14 protein-coding genes are annotated in these 13,283 nt (G+C 72.9%); 8 read left to right on the top strand and 6 right to left on the bottom strand.

The annotated features are described in order from the left end of the window. Nucleotides 1-318 precede the first annotated feature (318 nt). Nucleotides 319-993 carry a DUF4097 family beta strand repeat-containing protein gene (locus tag VIU94_RS30545; RefSeq protein WP_331916259.1) on the top strand — a complete coding sequence of 225 codons (675 nt, stop codon included), beginning with the start codon at nucleotides 319-321 and terminating at the stop codon, nucleotides 991-993. Between the two features lie 203 nt (nucleotides 994-1,196). Further along, the gene (locus VIU94_RS30540; protein ID WP_331916257.1) at nucleotides 1,197-1,892 is read left to right on the top strand and encodes a right-handed parallel beta-helix repeat-containing protein; all 696 of its coding nucleotides are present in this window, start codon (nucleotides 1,197-1,199) and stop codon (nucleotides 1,890-1,892) included. Here VIU94_RS30540 and VIU94_RS30535 read toward each other — a convergent pair. Both VIU94_RS30535 and VIU94_RS30530 read right to left on the bottom strand, forming a co-directional pair. Further along, nucleotides 1,873-2,772 (bottom strand): alpha/beta fold hydrolase, encoded by a 900-nt coding sequence (locus VIU94_RS30535; RefSeq protein ID WP_331916255.1) that lies wholly within the window; start codon nucleotides 2,770-2,772, stop codon nucleotides 1,873-1,875. The genes VIU94_RS30540 and VIU94_RS30535 overlap by 20 nt on opposite strands. Before the next feature lie 508 nt (nucleotides 2,773-3,280). After that, nucleotides 3,281-3,991: a TetR/AcrR family transcriptional regulator C-terminal domain-containing protein gene (locus VIU94_RS30530; protein ID WP_331916254.1), complete on the bottom strand. Its 711-nt coding sequence runs from the start codon at nucleotides 3,989-3,991 to the stop codon at nucleotides 3,281-3,283. A 92-nt stretch (nucleotides 3,992-4,083) separates the two neighbouring features. Between VIU94_RS30530 and VIU94_RS30525 the strand changes: the two genes are divergently transcribed. Beyond that, a complete protein-coding gene (locus VIU94_RS30525; RefSeq protein ID WP_331916252.1) occupies nucleotides 4,084-5,556 on the top strand; it encodes an FAD-dependent oxidoreductase in 1,473 nt (490 codons plus the stop codon). 125 nt (nucleotides 5,557-5,681) lie between these two features. On the opposite strand, the gene VIU94_RS30520 is transcribed toward VIU94_RS30525, so the two are convergent. Next, nucleotides 5,682-6,374 carry an iron-dependent transcriptional repressor DtxR gene (locus tag VIU94_RS30520; RefSeq protein ID WP_331916250.1) on the bottom strand — a complete coding sequence of 231 codons (693 nt, stop codon included), beginning with the start codon at nucleotides 6,372-6,374 and terminating at the stop codon, nucleotides 5,682-5,684. A 162-nt stretch (nucleotides 6,375-6,536) separates the two neighbouring features. On the opposite strand from VIU94_RS30520, the gene VIU94_RS30515 reads away from it, so the two are divergent. After that, nucleotides 6,537-7,328, top strand: a complete 792-nt coding sequence (locus tag VIU94_RS30515) for an SIS domain-containing protein (protein ID WP_331916248.1) — start codon at nucleotides 6,537-6,539, stop codon at nucleotides 7,326-7,328. A gap of 46 nt (nucleotides 7,329-7,374) precedes the next feature. Here VIU94_RS30515 and VIU94_RS30510 read toward each other — a convergent pair whose 3' ends face one another. After that, a complete protein-coding gene (locus tag VIU94_RS30510) occupies nucleotides 7,375-8,565 on the bottom strand; it encodes an ATP-binding protein (RefSeq protein ID WP_331916246.1) in 1,191 nt (396 codons plus the stop codon). A gap of 37 nt (nucleotides 8,566-8,602) precedes the next feature. Continuing rightward, nucleotides 8,603-9,283 carry a response regulator transcription factor gene (locus tag VIU94_RS30505; RefSeq protein ID WP_331916244.1) on the bottom strand — a complete coding sequence of 227 codons (681 nt, stop codon included), beginning with the start codon at nucleotides 9,281-9,283 and terminating at the stop codon, nucleotides 8,603-8,605. Nucleotides 9,284-9,371: 88 nt separating this feature from the next. On the opposite strand from VIU94_RS30505, the gene VIU94_RS30500 reads away from it, so the two are divergent. From VIU94_RS30500 to VIU94_RS30485, 4 genes are read left to right on the top strand one after another with little or no spacing between them, the layout of a single operon-like run. After that, nucleotides 9,372-9,881 carry a hypothetical protein gene (locus VIU94_RS30500; RefSeq protein ID WP_331916242.1) on the top strand — a complete coding sequence of 170 codons (510 nt, stop codon included), beginning with the start codon at nucleotides 9,372-9,374 and terminating at the stop codon, nucleotides 9,879-9,881. Between the two features lie 11 nt (nucleotides 9,882-9,892). Continuing rightward, entirely contained in the window at nucleotides 9,893-10,963 is a 1,071-nt protein-coding gene (locus VIU94_RS30495) for a peptidoglycan-binding protein (RefSeq protein ID WP_331916240.1), read from the top strand. After that, nucleotides 10,960-11,688 (top strand): ABC transporter ATP-binding protein, encoded by a 729-nt coding sequence (locus VIU94_RS30490; protein WP_414721039.1) that lies wholly within the window; start codon nucleotides 10,960-10,962, stop codon nucleotides 11,686-11,688. The genes VIU94_RS30495 and VIU94_RS30490 overlap by 4 nt, the downstream gene beginning before the upstream one ends. Beyond that, nucleotides 11,688-12,896 carry an ABC transporter permease gene (locus tag VIU94_RS30485; protein ID WP_331916238.1) on the top strand — a complete coding sequence of 403 codons (1,209 nt, stop codon included), beginning with the start codon at nucleotides 11,688-11,690 and terminating at the stop codon, nucleotides 12,894-12,896. The genes VIU94_RS30490 and VIU94_RS30485 overlap by 1 nt, the downstream gene beginning before the upstream one ends. Before the next feature lie 57 nt (nucleotides 12,897-12,953). On the opposite strand, the gene VIU94_RS30480 is transcribed toward VIU94_RS30485, so the two are convergent. Then, nucleotides 12,954-13,283, bottom strand: a 330-nt coding sequence (locus VIU94_RS30480) for a GAF domain-containing protein (RefSeq protein ID WP_524540650.1), incomplete at its 5' end; no start/stop codon positions are given.

Genomic DNA, 13,283 nt, shown 5'->3' with positions numbered 1-13,283 from the left:
ATCGCGAAGCGACGCGACGAAGGAGCGCCCTTGAGGCGGCACCTCCAGGGGCCACACTCGGAAAGAGGGCGGCCCCACCCGCATCCCACACCCCCGGCCCACCCCGCAGAGCGTTCAGCCCCAATCCATTGCAACGTGACGAGTGAGAGTTGTTGCGTTGTGCTCGAAACCGTTGCAATGAAATTGCCGCTCCCACCTGTGCTGATGGCGTTTTCACGCAACGGACTTCTTGCCAACCCTCTGAACGCAACGTAGCTTTTCGTTCATCAGAAACGGCGGGCCCACGGACGGCCCGCCGAACGAAGAAGGAGAAGCACCATGCAGAAGTTCGCCACCACCACCGCCGTCACCGCCGTCCTGGACATCCCCGCCGGCCGTATCCAGTTCATCGCCGCCGACCGCGCCGACACCACCGTCGAGGTCCGCCCCGCGAACGCCTCCAAGAGCCGCGACGTGAAGGCCGCCGAGGAGACCACGGTCGAGTACGCCGACGGCGTCCTGCGGATCACCGCCCCGGAGCCGAAGAACCAGCTCCTCGGCAACAACTCCGGATACGTCGAGGTGACCGTGCAGCTGCCCGCCGGATCCCGCGTCGAGGCGAAGACGGCCGACGGCGAACTCCGGGGCGTGGGACGGCTCGGCGACGTCGCCTTCGAGGCCGCGCGGGGCACGGTCAAGCTCGACGAGACCGCCGACGCCCGCCTGGTCCTCATGGCCGGCGACGTCTACGTCGGCCGCCTCGGCGGCGACAGCGAGATCCGCACCCAGGCGGGCGACCTCAACGTCGCCGAGGCCGCCCGCGGCACCGTCACCCTGCGCACCGAGAAGGGCGACATCCAGATCGGCGCCGCCCATGGCGCCTCCGCCACCCTCGACGCCGGCACGACCTACGGCCGCATCAACAACACCCTCAACAACACCGACGGCGCCGCCGCCGGCCTCAACATCCACGCCACCACCGCCTACGGCGACATCACCGCCCGCACCAACTGAAGCTGTGCCCCGCTCGGTGCCGTCCGTGGGCCATACCGGTTGTCGCCCCGGGCCGTTCGAGGGATCGACGGGCCGCTCCAGCGCCTCTCCCGCCCCGTCGGGCATCCCTTGTTTTCCACGTGTGGCTCTACGCCGCCTTGCCCCCAGCACCACAGCGGGGCAGGGCGGCCGGTCATGTCCACGCGCAGACAAGGAGGAGCTGAATGTTCATGCGAACAGCCCTGGTGATGCAGCGCCGACGGGTGTCGATGGCGATGGTCGCGGTGATGGCGGGGGCGATCGGCCTGACCGGGGCGGGCCCGGCCGCGGCCGCGACCGTCACGGTGGACTGCACCGCCAACCCGGCCGCACTGCAACCCGCGATCAACGCCGCTGCCCCGGGGGACACCCTCCGGGTGATCGGGACCTGCATCGGTCCCTTCACCATCAACCAGGATCTGAACGTGATCGGCCGGAGGAATGCGGTCCTCGACGGCAACAACGCCGGCAACTCACCCGCCGTGCTGGTCAACAACAGCGTGGTGGCGCTGGACAGGCTGACCGTCACCAACGGCAACGCAGCCCCCGCCGGCGGCATCTTCAACAACGGCGGCACGATCACGATGAACCGCTCCTCGGTGACCGACAACACCTCGGGATTCGCCGGAGGCGGCATCATGAACACCGGCGTCATGACGCTGACCGCCACCACGGTGAGCGGCAACTTCGCCCCGAACATCGGCGGCGGCATCTTCAACCAGGGCGGCGCCAACCTGACGCTGATCCGCTCCACGGTGACCGACAACACCGCGGGAATCAACGGCGGCGGCATCTACGACAACGGCGGGACGGTCTCGCTGGTCCGCTCCACGGTGACCGGCAACCTCCCGAACGATTGTGTCAACGTCCCCGGTTGCTGACCCCCGCATCCCGGGCGACGCCCTCCAGGAACGGTTCGATCGCGGCGCGCCACGCGTCCGGGCGGTCGTAGTGGACGAGGTGGCCGGCGTCCGGGACCTCGGCGTACTGGCCGTGCGGAAGCACCCGGACCATCTCCTGGGCTTCCGCACGGCCCAGTTCGCCGTCCAGGCCGCGGACCACCAGCGTGGGGCACCGCACCTGGGCCAGGGAGTCCCAGTGGGCGTCGTGGACCCAGGTCTCGCGGGAGGTGAGCATCTGGGCCGGGTCGAACACCGGGCGCCAGCCGTCCGCCGACTCGGCCATCACCTCGGCGAAGAACGCGCCGCGAGCGGGGTTCGGCCGCTCGACCCACGGGTCGTCCTCGCCGAACCACTTCCGTACGTCCGCCAGCGTCGCGAACGGGACCGGCCAGGAGCGGAACCAGTCCGCCCACTCGCGCTGCGAGGCCGCGCCGAGCGCCGAGGCCCGCATGTCGCAGATCACCAGCGCGCGTACGAGGTCCGGTCGTTCGGCCGCCAGCTGCCAGGCGGTCAGCGCGCCCATGGAGTGGCCGACGAGCGTCACCGGGCCGAGGCCCAGCTGCTCGATCGCGGCCGCCGCGTCCGCGACGTACGCCTCGCGGGTGAAGGGGCCGCCGACGGGCTTGTCGCTGCGGCCGTGTCCTCGCTGGTCGAGCGCGACCGCCCGGTGCCGCTCGGCCAGCCAGCGGGCCGTGGGCGCCCAGTGCGAGGCCCGGCCCATGAGGCCGTGCAGGAGTAAGACTCCGGGAGCGGGCGCGAGATCCGCGGGCTCCTCGCCGTACGCCTTGGGCGGCTCGGCGAACTCCCAGGCAGCCAGGCGCACGCCGTCGGCTCCGGTCACGTCGATGCGTCGCACCATGTCCCTGGCACCCCCTCTTTCCGCTTTCCGGTCGAGCGATGTCGAGTCGCTGTCGAGCGCTGTCGAGCGCTGCCGAGCTCCGCCAGACTATCGAACCTGTATTCGAAAATGCGGTTCTGCCACGCAACACCCCTCGTTCGAGTGACGGCGCTCAAGGATTGACGCCCGCCGCCGAGGGGAGATCTTCTGCGGGAGGCGGGCCGCTCGGGGAAAACGGTCCGAGGGGAATGACCCTGGGAGCTCGGGGCTCCGGGTCAGCACAGGGGAGGACAGGCCCCGGCGCCCATGGGCGCCGGGGCCCTCTGTCGTCTCCCGCCGATCCGTCCGCCGCGTCGCCGGCATGCTCCGGCCCCCTCCCGACCCGACCGCCCCGGTCTCGATCCCACCAGCGTGGCACGCCGAGGGTGCGGGCGTGGCCATTCCGACGTAAACCGGGCTGTCCAGTTCTGGACGCGGGCAGGGAGGCGCAGTTGGACGCACACGAGGGCGCACACATGGGCGCGCGCGATCAGTCGCGCGACCCCGCCGACCCCGCCGGCCGCGCCGCCGAGCCCGTCCCCGTCCCCGTGGGCGCGTACGTCGCCTCGATGCCCGCGACGATCAGGCGCAGCCCGTCCTCGAAGCCGGTGTCGTAGTCGGCGAAGAGCTCCGCCCCGGCCGCCGCCGCCAGCGGGTAGTCCGCCAGCCGCTCGGTCCGCTGCGCGACGTCGAAGTCCTCGCGCGCCTCGCCGGGCACGGACTGCATGCCCTGCTCCTCGGTGACGAAGCCGAGCGTGTACATGTACGCCGTGGTGCTCGCCCGTACCGCCTCGCGCAGCGAGAAGCCCGCGTCGGCGAGCGAGCGGAGCTGGAGCTCCATGTCGGCGGCGAAGTCGGTGCCGGTGAAGCGGGCGCCGCTGTAGACCTTGGCGCCGTCGCGATAGCGCAGCAGCCCGGCGCGCAGGCCCCGGTTGACCGCGAGGATCCGCTCCTGCCAGGCCAGTTCGCCCGCGGGGCGGGCGGCGGGGTCGGCGACCATCTGCCGGTACATCACCGTCGCCATCTCGTCGAGCAGCGCCTGCTTGTTCTTGAAGTGCCAGTAGAGCGCGGGGGCCTGGACGTTCAGCTCCTTGGCGATCGCCCGCAGGGTCAGCCCGTCGAGCCCCCGCTCGTTCAGGAGGCCGAGGGCGACCTCCGCCACCTGCGCGGGATCGATCCGGCCCGTCTTCTTCGTCGCCACGCCGTCACCGTATCCCCTTGACAGCTTAACGGCGTTAAGGGGATCCTCCCGTCAAAAGCACTTAACGCTGTTAAGGAATGTGGAGGCGCAGCATGGAGACCACGGACGTCGTCATCGTCGGAGCCGGGCCCACCGGACTCGTCCTCGCCATCGACCTCGCCCGCCGGGGCGTGCGGACCGTGCTCCTGGAGCGGTCGGACCGGCTCTTCCCCGGCTCGCGCGGCAAGGGCCTGCAGCCGCGCAGCCAGGAGGTCCTCGACGACCTCGGGGTGCTGCCCGCGATCCACGCGGCGGGCTCGCGCTACCCGCGGATGCTGGCCTGGGAGGGCGCCGAGCGGCAGCACGAGTGGGACATGATGAAGCCCGCCGAGCCGACCGAGCAGATCCCCTACGCCAATACGCTGCTCATCCCGCAGTCCCGCACGCAGGAAGTGCTGTACGAGCGGCTGGTGGAGCTCGGCGGCGGCGTCCGGTTCGGCACCGCCCTCACCGGGCTCCGCCAGTCCGAGGACGGCGTCGAGGCCGAGCTCTCCACCGGCGGGTCGGTGCGCGCGGCCTACCTCGTGGCGGCCGACGGCGGGCGCTCCACGGTCCGCCGGGCGCTCGGCATCGGCATGACGGGCGAGACCGTCGACCCGCGGCCGATGCTCGTCGCGGACCTCCGTCTCTCCCCGGACACGGTCGTCGACCACGGCAACTGGCACATCTGGCCCAAGGCGGCGGGCGGGGCGCTCGCCCTGTGCCCGCTGCCCGGCGACGGGCACGTCTTCCAGCTCATGGCGGGGTTCGAGGACGAGGACGCCGTCGTGGACACCTCACCCGAGGCGGTACGCCGGCTCGTCGCCGCCCGCACCCCGCTGGCCGAGGAGGAGATCACCGAGGTGCTGTGGGCCTCGGACTTCCGGGCCCGCGCGGCCATGGCCGACCGGTTCCGCGAGGGCCGGGTCTTCCTCGCGGGCGACGCCGCCCACGTCCACTCCCCCGCCGGCGGCCAGGGCCTCAACACCAGCGTCCAGGACGCGTACAACCTGGGCTGGAAGCTCGGCCAGGTCCTCCGCCACGGGGCTCCGGCCACGCTGCTCGACACCTACGAGGCGGAACGGCTGCCCGTCGCCGCGGACGTGCTCGGCATCAGCACGCGTATCCACCGGGACAGCGCCGAGGGGGAGAACACCCAGCGCGGCGAGGAGGTGCAGCAGCTGGGTCTGGGGTACCGGGATTCGTCGCTCGCCGTGGAGACGCGGCGGGCACTGGCGGACGGCGCGCTGCGCGCGGGCGATCGCGCCCCGGACGGGCCGTACGACGGGGGCCGGCTCTTCGACGCCTTCCGCGGGCCGCACTTCACCCTGCTCGCGGTCGACACGGAACCCCCGGCGGAGGCGCCGGTCGGGGCCGGGGAGTCGGTACGGACGGTGCGCCTCGGCGCGTACGAGCCCTACGGCTCGGGTCTGTTCCTGATCCGGCCGGATGGGTACGTCGGCTGGGCGGGCGGCGAGGGCGCGGAGGGGCTCGGCTCGTACCTCGCCGGTGTCGGCGTGGGCATCGGCGCGGCAGCCCGCGCCTAGGGCCTGTCCGGCGGAACACCTCCGGTCCCGCCGGGCTCACTGCGCCCGGCGGGACCGGAGGGGTGCTGCGGTCCTGCGGTCCTGCGGTCCTGCGGTCCTGCGGTGCTGCGGTACTGCGGTCCTGCCTAGCGCTTCGCCACGAACACGTGCGACGCGACCTCCGCGTCCAGCTCCGCCGCCTCGCCGCTGCTGCCGACCAGCACGCCGCCGGGCGAGTCGGTCACGCTCACCACCGAGCCGGGCTGCACGCCCGCCCGCCGGAGCGTGTACATCAGCTGGGCGTCCGTCTGGATCGGCTCGCCGATGCGGCGGACGATCACCGTCTTGCCCTCGGCGCCCGGGTCCAGGTCGGCCAGCGACACCATCGAGTCGTCCAGGAACGCCTCGGTCTCGGCCTTCTCGCCCAGCTCCTCCAGGCCCGGGATCGGGTTGCCGTACGGCGACTCCGTGGGGTGGCGCAGCAGCTCGAGCACGCGCCGCTCCACCGCCTCGCTCATCACGTGCTCCCAGCGGCAGGCCTCGGCGTGCACCTGCTCCCACTCCAGGCCGATCACGTCGACGAGCAGGCACTCCGCCAGGCGGTGCTTGCGCATCACGCGGGTGGCCAGGCGCCGGCCCTCGTCGGTGAGCTCCAGGTGACGGTCGCTGGCCACGGCCACCAGGCCGTCCCGCTCCATGCGGGCGACCGTCTGGCTGACCGTCGGGCCGCTCTGGTCGAGCCGCTCGGCGATCCGGGCGCGCATCGGGACCACACCTTCCTCCTCCAGCTCGAGGATGGTGCGGAGATACATCTCCGTTGTGTCGATCAGTCCGGACATACGTGCCCCTCGATTGAGTCGTGCGCTGGCCCTGCCCCAATTCTGACGCATGACGCCGACAACCGTGTCTCACCGGGAGAAAGCCGGGGAGAGGCGGTATTGACAGAGCAATGGTCCAGACCGCACCGTGATCCGCGACCACGACGAGAAGGAGCTTCGGGTATGGGCGAGAGCGCGCGCGGGAGCAACGGGAACAGCAGTGGCGGCGGCAAGCTGGCCGGGCAGTTCTTCGACGCCGCGATCGGCCTGCTCCAGCAGGTGCGCGACGAGGACGCGGACGAGATCGCCGCGGCCGGCGCCGCGATCGCCGAGACCGTCGCCTCCGGGGGCCGGCTCTTCGCGTTCGGCGCGGGGCACTCCTCGCTCGCCGCCCAGGACGTCGTCTACCGGGCGGGCGGCTTCGCGCTGATGAACCTGCTCGCGGTGCCGGGCGTCGTCGGCGTCGACGTCATGCCCGCCACCCTGGGCTCCGCCCTGGAACGGGTGGACGGACTGGCCGGCGCGGTGCTCGACTGCTCCCCCGCCAAGGAGGGCGACCTCCTGATCATCATCTCCCTCTCCGGCCGCAACGCCCTGCCCGTGGAGATGGCGATGAACGCACGGGCGCTCGGCCTCACGGTGATCGGAGTGACGTCGGTGGCGTACGCCACGGAGACGAAGTCCCGGCACGTGTCGGGGACGTACCTGAAGGACCACTGCGACATCGTGCTCGACTCGAAGATCGCGGTCGGCGACGCGGAACTGACCCACGAGGGCATCGAGGCCCCGTTCGCCCCCGCGTCGACCGTCGTCACCAGCGCGCTGATGCAGGCCACCATGGCCGCGGCGGCCGAGGAACTGGTGGCCCGCGGCATCGAGCCCCCGCTGCTGCGCTCGGGCAACGTGGACGGCGGGCACGAGTGGAACGGGCGCGTGATGGACGAGTACCGGGATCGGATCTTCTTCCGCCACTGACCGGCCTGCCTGGGCCGTGCCGAGCCGCCGCAGGCCGTCGGCGGCCCTAGCCGAACCGCACCCTCACCGTCAGGCCGCCGCCCTCCTCGTTCGGCGTCGCCGTCGCCGTCGCACCGTGGGCGCGGGCGATCGACTCCACGATCGACAGGCCGAGGCCCGCGCCCTCCCCGGGCGCGTGGGCGCGTGCGGTGAGGCGGCGGAAGGGCTCGAAGAGCAGCGGGACCGTGTCGGACGGGACCTGCGGCCCGGTGTTCGTCACCTCGACGCCGTCCGGGCCGGTACGGACCTCCACCCGGCCCCCGCCGCCCTCCGGGAGGTTGTGCCGCACGCCGTTCACGACCAGGTTGTGGATCAGCCGGTCCAGGAGCACCGGGTCCCCGTCGACGGTCAGGGGCCCGCCCCGCACCGACACGCCGACCCCGCGTCGCGCCGCCTCGCCCGCCACCGCGTCCACCGCCTTCCGGGCGACCTCGTGCACCGCGACCGGGCGCCGCTCGCGCAGCCCCTGGTCGGAGGCGGCCAGGAGCAGCAACCCCTCGATGATCCGCTCGCTGTCGTCGGCGACCTCGATCAGCTTCGACCGGATCCTGGCCACCCGCTCGGGGGACGGGTCGTGCGCGAGCCCGATCTCCGCCGCCGCCCGCTGCACGGCCACCGGGGTCCGCAGCTCGTGGGCCGCATTCGCGGCGAACCGCTGCTGGGCCGAGACGAGCCGTTCCATCCGCCCGAGCATCCCGTCGAAGGTGTCCGCGAGCCCCTTGAGCTCGCCGGGCGGCCCGGTGAGCGCGATCCTCTCGTGCAGGTTCTCGCCGGACAGCCGACGCGCCGTCTCGGTGATCACCGCGACCGGCCGGAGCACCCGGCCGGCCATCCACCAGGCCAGGGCGATGGAGAGGACCGCATACACGGCGAGGACGGTCACCGAGACCGTCAGGAGCCGCTCCAGGGCGGCGGACTCGGCGGCGTCGCTGACCGTACGGGTGATCGCGAGAGTCTCGGCGGGCAGGGTTCCGGGCGGAACCGGGCCGGGGCTCGCGGGCTGCGCGCTCGGGAAGGCCGTCGGGAACGCGGACGGCAGGTCCGCGAGCCGCCGGGCGGGCGTGGCCGTGGTGATGGCCATGCTGATGGAGGAGTACAGGCCCTCCTGGACCAACGCGTACACGACACCGGTCAGGAGCGCGCCCGCGAGGACGAGCAGCCCGCCGTACAGAAGGGTCAGCCGGGTCCGTTCACCCATGGTCACTCGCCTCCCGGCCGGTTCCGTACGCTCGCCATCACTCGCCTCCCGGCCGAGCGCCCGACCCGATCCGGTACCCCGCCCCCGGCACCGTCTCCACCACCGGCGGTTCGCCCAGCTTCGCGCGGAGCTTGCTGAGGGTCACCCGGACCGCGTTCGTGCGGTAGCTGGTGTGCTCCTCCCAGACCTGCTCGATCAGGTCCTCGCCGCTGACCACCGCGCCCTCCGCCCGCAGCAGCGCCTCCAGGACCGCGAACTCCTTGCGCGACAGGTGCAGATGGCGACCGTCGCGGGCGGCCTGGCGGCGCGCGGTGTCCAGGACGATCCCGGCCCGCTCCAGGACCGGGGGCAGCGCGGGCCGGGCGCGCCGGCCGAGTGCCAGGACCCGGGCGAGCAGCTCGTCGTACGCGAAGGGCTTGGCCAGGTAGTCGTCGGCGCCGAGGCCGAGGCCCTCGACCCGGTCCCGTACCGTCCCCGCCGCCGTCAGCATCAGCACGCGGGTCAGCAGCCGCTGCTCGACCACGCGGCGGCAGACCTCGTCGCCGTGCATCCCGGGCAGGTCGCGGTCCAGGACGAGCACGTCGTACTCCCCGAGCTGCAGTTTCCGCAGGGCTTCCAGGCCGTCGGCCGCGATGTCCACGGCGAGCGCGTCGCGGCGCAGTCCGTCGGCGATCATCTCGGCGAGAAACGCCTCGTCCTCCACCACCAGTACGCGCATGGCCCCTGTGTATCCGAAGGGGACCTTTCGCCGTTGTTAACCCATCCGCTGAGAGAAGCGAAACATCCCTTCGCGGCACGCTCCCGCCATGACGACTCGACAGACGACTCGACGGAACATCTCACTCGCCGCGGTCACCTCGCTGGCCGCCGCCCTCTCCCTCCTGGCCACCGGCTGCTCGGCCGAGAAGCCCGACAAGCCCGGCACGGACAAGAGCGTGAGCGAGGAGGGCAAGAAGGCCGACCAGGCCTTCGAGCACCGCAAGTGCCTGCGCGAGCAGGGCCTCGACGTACCCGAGCCCAAGCCGGGCGAGAAGGGCGTCGGGCTCACCATCGGCGGCGACGGCATGTCGAAGGAGAAGATGGAGAAGGCGTTCAAGGCCTGCCGGGGCAAGGGCGGCGCGGGCATGGGCGCGGCGCCGAGCCAGGCGGACAAGGACAAGGCCCTGGCGTACGCGAAGTGCATGCGCGAGAACGGGTTCAACATGCCGGACCCGAAGTTCGAGGGCGGCGGGACGCAGGCCATGCCGATCCCCCAGGGCGCCGAGAAGGAGAAGTTCGACAAGGCGAACAAGGCGTGCGAGGGCGTGACCCGATGAGCCCGCGCGCGATGAGCAGGCGCCGGCTCGTCGTCGCCCTGACGGCGATCGTCGTGGTCGCGGGCGCGGGGGCGGCCGTCACCGCCCTGTCGTCCGCCCCCGAGAAGCCGCAGGCCGACGCCGGCTCCCGGGGGCTGCCGTCCGCCACCGCCCCGATCACCCGCGGCGACCTCGGCAACAGCTCGCAGCAGGACGGCGTCCTCGGCCATCTCGGCGAGCGGAAGATCAAGGCCGGCCCGCCCGGCACCCTCACCTGGATCGCCCCCGGCGGCTCGGTCGTCGAGCGGGACGAGCGCCTGTACGAGGTCGACGGCGAGCCGGTCCGGCTGATGTACGGGGCCGAGCCCATGTACCGGACGCTCAAGACGGGCGACGAGGGCAAGGACGTACGGCAGCTGGAGGAGAACCTGGCCGCCCTCGGCTTCACCGGCTTCGACGTCGACGAGGAGTACACGGCGAAGACGGCCGCTGCCGTCAAGCGCTGGCAGAAGTCCCACGACCTGAAGCAGACCGGCACGGTCGGCCCGGACCGGATCGCCTTCGCCGGCAGCGCGGTACGGGTCAAGGAGGCCGCCGCCGCAGTCGGCGACCAGGTCGCGCCCGGCGCGCCGGTGCTCACCGTGACCGGCTCGGAACGCGTCGTCCGCTTCAAGATCCCGGTCTCGGAGGCGGAGACGGCGAAGGCCGGCACCCGGGTGAAGGTCCGGCTGCCGGACGGCTCCGAGGCGTCCGGGAAGGTGTCGAGCGTCGGGCGGACGGCGTCGGCGGGCGACGCGGAGAACCCGCAGGACAAGACCCCGAAGATCGACATCACGGTCTCCTTCGACGAGCCGGGGAAGGTCGGCGGCATCGACCAGTCCCCGGTCACCGTCGAACTCGCCGGTGAGACGCGGAAGAACGTCCTGTCCGTCCCCGTCAACGCGCTCCTCGCGCTGCCGGGCGGCGGCTTCGGCGTCCAGGTCGTCGAGGGCGGCACGGCACGGGACGTGCAGGTGGAGCTCGGCATGTTCGGGCAGGGCCGGGTGGAGATCAGCGGCGAGGGGCTGCGCGAGGGCACGAAGGTCGGGGTGCCGTCCGCGTGAACAGTACGAGCGCCATCGCCACGGCCGCGCCCGCCCCGAACGCCGTCGTCGAGCTGCAGGGCGTCGCCAAGGAGTACGCGGGTGGGGTCCGGGCCCTCGACGGCGTCGATCTCACCGTCGGCGAAGGGGAGTTGCTCGGCATCGTCGGCCCCTCCGGCTCCGGGAAGTCGACGCTGCTGCACATCGTCGGCACCCTGGACCGGCCCACCGCCGGGACGGTACGGATCGCCGGCCACGACGTCGCCTCGCTCACCGACCGCCGGCTCTCCGCGCTGCGCGCCCGGCACATCGGCTTCGTGTTCCAGGCGTTCCATCTGGTGCCGGGCGTCGGCGCGTTGGAGAACGTCGCCGAGGGGCTGCTGTACTCCGGGCTGCCCCGCGCCCGGCGGCGGAAGCTGGCCGCCGAGGCGCTGGCCCGGGTCGGGCTCGCCGACCGTACGACGCACCGGCCGCACGAGCTGTCCGGCGGGCAGAAGCAGCGGGTCGCCATCGCCCGCGCGGTCGTCGGGCAGCCCGATCTGCTGCTGGCCGACGAACCGACGGGCGCGCTGGACTCGGCGTCCGGGGAGGCGGTCATGGAACTGCTGCACCAGCTGAACGCGGAGGGGGCGACGATCGCGGTCATCACGCACGACACCGAGATCGCGGCGCGGCTGCCGAGGCAGGTCCGGATCCGCGACGGCCGCGTGGTGGCGGACACGGCGCGCGGAAAGGTGGCGGCGTGATGTCCCGTACGCGCAGTCGCGGGTTGAAGGCGGCCCGGCTCGGCCCGCGTGACGTGCTCCACGTCGGTTCGGCGGGGCTGCGCAGCAGGCCGGTACGGGTGGTGCTGTCCGCGCTCGGGATCGCCATCGGCATCGCGACGATGATCGCGGTCGTGGGCGTCTCGGCCTCCAGCCAGGCCCAGTTGCTCCGGCAGCTCGACGCGCTCGGCACGAACATGCTGGTCGCGAAGCCGGGCGAGGGGATGTTCAGCGGGCAGGAGGTCAAGCTGCCCAAGGACGCGGTGAGCATGGTGGGCCGGATCGAGGGCGTCGAGAAGGCCGGCGCGACGGGCGACCTCGCGCGCTCGGTGCGCCGCTCCGAGAAGATCCCGGAGGGCGAGACCGGCGGGATCGCGGTGAAGGCGGCCACGGAGTCGCTGCTCGACGTCCTGCGCGGCGGGACGGCGTCCGGCGGGTGGCTGAACGCCGCGAACAGCCGCTATCCGTCAGTGGTGTTGGGCCATGTCGCGGCCGAGCGGCTCGGCATCACCCGGCCCGGGCAGCAGGTGTGGATCGACGACCGGTACTTCACCGTCATCGGCGTCCTCGACCCGCTGCCGCTCGCGCCCGAGATCGAGCGCGCGGCGCTGGTGGGCTGGGACGGGGCGCAGCGGCTGCTGGGCTTCGACGGGCATCCGACGGCGGTGTACGAGCGGTCCACGGACGCGACCGTAGGGGACGTCCAGCGGCTCCTCGCCCCGACGATCGACCCGCAGAACCCGCAGAACGTGTCGGTCGGCGACCCGTCGTCGGCGCTCAAGGCGAAGGCGGCGACGGAGGGCGCGTTCTCCACGCTGCTCCTCGGCCTCGGCGGGATCGCGCTGCTCGTGGGCGGGGTCGGCGTCGCCAACACCATGATCATCTCGGTCCTGGAACGCCGCCACGAGATCGGCCTCCGCCGCTCCCTGGGCGCGACGAGGGGCCAGATCCGGATCCAGTTCGTCACCGAGTCCCTGATGCTCTCGGGCCTCGGCGGCCTGGCGGGCGTGGCGCTCGGGGCGGCGGCGACGGGCGCGTACGCGGCGTCGGGCGGGCTGCCGTGGGTGATCCCGCCATGGGCCGTGACGGGCGGCTTCGCCGCGACGCTGGCGATCGGCACGGTGGCGGGGCTGTACCCGGCGGTGCGGGCGTCGCGGTTGTCACCGACGTTGGCGCTGGGGGCGGTTTAGGGGGCGGTTTGGGCACGGGGCCGTGGCGAAGGGGGCGTCACGGCCCCGTACCCGCCGTCACGGCGCGGACCGCGGCTCCGGCGGGGCCGCGGGCGCACCCGTACTGCCTGCCCCGCTCATCGCCTCCGCCAGGTCCAGCGACGCCGCCACCCGCGTCGTCACCGTCTCCGCGTAGACGGCGTCCGGGCGTTCGAAGGCGGGGCGGGCGGAGGAGCGGAGGAAGGTGGCGATGCCGAGGGTGCGGCCGCGGCTGCGCAGCGGGATGCACAGGGCATGGGCCGCGTCGCTCGGCCAGCGGCGCTCCGCGGCCCAGTCCTCGGCCCCGTGCGGGCGGGCCGCGGCTGCCGAGGCACGGACCGGGCCGGTGCGGGCCAGGGCCTGGAGGGC

The sequence above is a fragment of the Streptomyces sp. genome, from assembly GCF_036566765.1.
In the GTDB taxonomy this organism is placed as follows: Bacteria; Actinomycetota; Actinomycetes; order Streptomycetales; family Streptomycetaceae; genus Streptomyces.
This window is presented reverse-complemented; position numbering and strand designations above follow the sequence as displayed.

What these genes read in the sequence shown, in the direction of transcription:
- VIU94_RS30505 (WP_331916244.1), bottom strand. Translation starts at nt 9,283, where the DNA reads ATGCGCGTACTGGTGGTGGAGGACGAGGCGTTTCTCGCCGAGATGATC.
- VIU94_RS30520 (WP_331916250.1), bottom strand. Translation starts at nt 6,374, where the DNA reads ATGTCCGGACTGATCGACACAACGGAGATGTATCTCCGCACCATCCTC.
- VIU94_RS30535 (WP_331916255.1), bottom strand. Translation starts at nt 2,772, where the DNA reads ATGGTGCGACGCATCGACGTGACCGGAGCCGACGGCGTGCGCCTGGCT.
- VIU94_RS30500 (WP_331916242.1), top strand. Translation starts at nt 9,372, where the DNA reads ATGACGACTCGACAGACGACTCGACGGAACATCTCACTCGCCGCGGTC.
- VIU94_RS30540 (WP_331916257.1), top strand. Translation starts at nt 1,197, where the DNA reads ATGTTCATGCGAACAGCCCTGGTGATGCAGCGCCGACGGGTGTCGATG.
- VIU94_RS30485 (WP_331916238.1), top strand. Translation starts at nt 11,688, where the DNA reads ATGTCCCGTACGCGCAGTCGCGGGTTGAAGGCGGCCCGGCTCGGCCCG.
- VIU94_RS30510 (WP_331916246.1), bottom strand. Translation starts at nt 8,565, where the DNA reads ATGGGTGAACGGACCCGGCTGACCCTTCTGTACGGCGGGCTGCTCGTC.
- VIU94_RS30495 (WP_331916240.1), top strand. Translation starts at nt 9,893, where the DNA reads ATGAGCAGGCGCCGGCTCGTCGTCGCCCTGACGGCGATCGTCGTGGTC.
- VIU94_RS30525 (WP_331916252.1), top strand. Translation starts at nt 4,084, where the DNA reads ATGGAGACCACGGACGTCGTCATCGTCGGAGCCGGGCCCACCGGACTC.
- VIU94_RS30545 (WP_331916259.1), top strand. Translation starts at nt 319, where the DNA reads ATGCAGAAGTTCGCCACCACCACCGCCGTCACCGCCGTCCTGGACATC.
- VIU94_RS30515 (WP_331916248.1), top strand. Translation starts at nt 6,537, where the DNA reads ATGGGCGAGAGCGCGCGCGGGAGCAACGGGAACAGCAGTGGCGGCGGC.